Origin of the sequence: Bradyrhizobium sp. SZCCHNRI1009 (assembly GCF_032487575.1) — a bacterium.
GTDB lineage: Bacteria > Pseudomonadota > Alphaproteobacteria > Rhizobiales > Xanthobacteraceae > Bradyrhizobium.
Genome location: NZ_JAUEUL010000054.1, coordinates 1 through 1,508, shown reverse-complemented (window position 1 = coordinate 1,508; position 1,508 = coordinate 1). Strand labels below are relative to the sequence as shown.

Annotated in this window: 1 protein-coding gene; it reads left to right on the top strand. The window is 70.2% G+C overall.

Going from position 1 to position 1,508, the window contains the following annotated elements:
• The coding region (locus tag QX010_RS33010; RefSeq protein ID WP_316183715.1) for an amino acid adenylation domain-containing protein at positions 1-1,508 on the top strand (1,508 nt) is incomplete at both ends.

The following is a 1,508-nucleotide window of genomic DNA, read 5'->3' as shown; positions in this document are numbered from 1 at the left end:
CCGCCGGAGCCGGGTGTCGCCAAGTTCGCGCTGACCCTGTCGCTGCAGCCGACCGCCGACGGCGGCCTCGAAGGCATTCTCGAATACGACGCCGAGATGTTCGCGCCCGCCAGCATGGCGCGGCTGGCCGGCCATGTCGCAACCCTGCTTCGCGCGATGGCGAGGGCCGACGGCGCGGCGAGGCTCAGCAGCCTCGCGATGCTCGGCGCCGACGAACGGCGCCAGCTACAAACGTGGAATGCGACGGCTGCGCCGCGTGTTGTCGACGAGACCATTCTCGATCTGCTCGATGCGGCCGCGCGTGACCATGCCGACCGGCCCGCGATCATCCACGCCGGCGGCGAGATCAGCTATGCCGAGCTGCACCGCCGCGCCGATCATCTCGCGGGACACCTCGCCGCTCGCATTCCCACGACCAACGCACTGATCGGCATTGCGCTGAACCGCGGCCCGGAGCTGATCGTCGCGATCCTCGCCGTGCTCAAGGCGGGACACGCCTATGTGCCGCTCGATCCGGCCTATCCGGCCGAGCGGCTGCGCGTCATGGCTGGGGACGCCCGGCTGCAACTGGTGCTGACCGACGGCAGCACCGCCGCATTGCCCGACGATCTCGCGCAGCTCCGGCTCGACGATCCCGCGCTGCTGCAACCGCCGCCGGCGCGACCGCAAATCCGTCCGCAGCCCGATGACCTCGCCTACGTCATCTTCACCTCCGGCTCCACCGGCCGCCCCAAGGGCGTCGCCATCCCACAGCGCGGCCTCGTCAATCTCGTGCGCTGGAGCTTTGCCGCTGTTGGCACCGACGTGCTGGCGGCGACCTTCGCCTCGTCCTCGATCAATTTCGACATGTCGGTGCTGGAGATGTTCTCGCCGCTGAGCTGCGGCGGGTGCATCGAGGTCGCCCCCGATCTGCTCGCCATCGCCCATCGCGGCCACTCCGGCATGCGGCTGTTGAGCGGCGTGCCGTCGGTGTTGCGCGCGCTGCTCGATACGTCGGCGCTGCCGACCGATGCGCGCGCGCTGATCCTTGCCGGCGAGGCGCTGCCCGAGGAGCTGGTGCACCGGACGCGAGCGGTGCTGTCGGACTGCCGGATCTGGAATTTGTATGGGCCGACCGAAGCGAGCGTCTATTCCACCGCCTGGTTCTCCGACGGTCCGCACGACGCGCCGCCAACGATCGGCCGCCCCGTCCACAACATGCAGGTGCACCTGCTCGACGAGCGCCTTGCACTCGTGCCAATCGGCGTCGTGGGCGAAGTGTATGTCTCCGGCGCAGGTCTGGCGCGCGGCTACATCAACCGTCCCGGGCTGACGGCGGAGCGCTTCATCGCCGATCCGTTCGGACCGCCCGGCACGCGGCTGTATCGCACCGGCGATCGCGCGCGCTGGCGCGCCGACGGCACGCTGGAGTTCCTGGGTCGCGCCGACCACCAGGTCAAGATCCGCGGCTTCCGCATCGAGCCCGGCGAGGTCGAGAGCGCGCTGCGCCGTCACGACGGCGTCGCTGC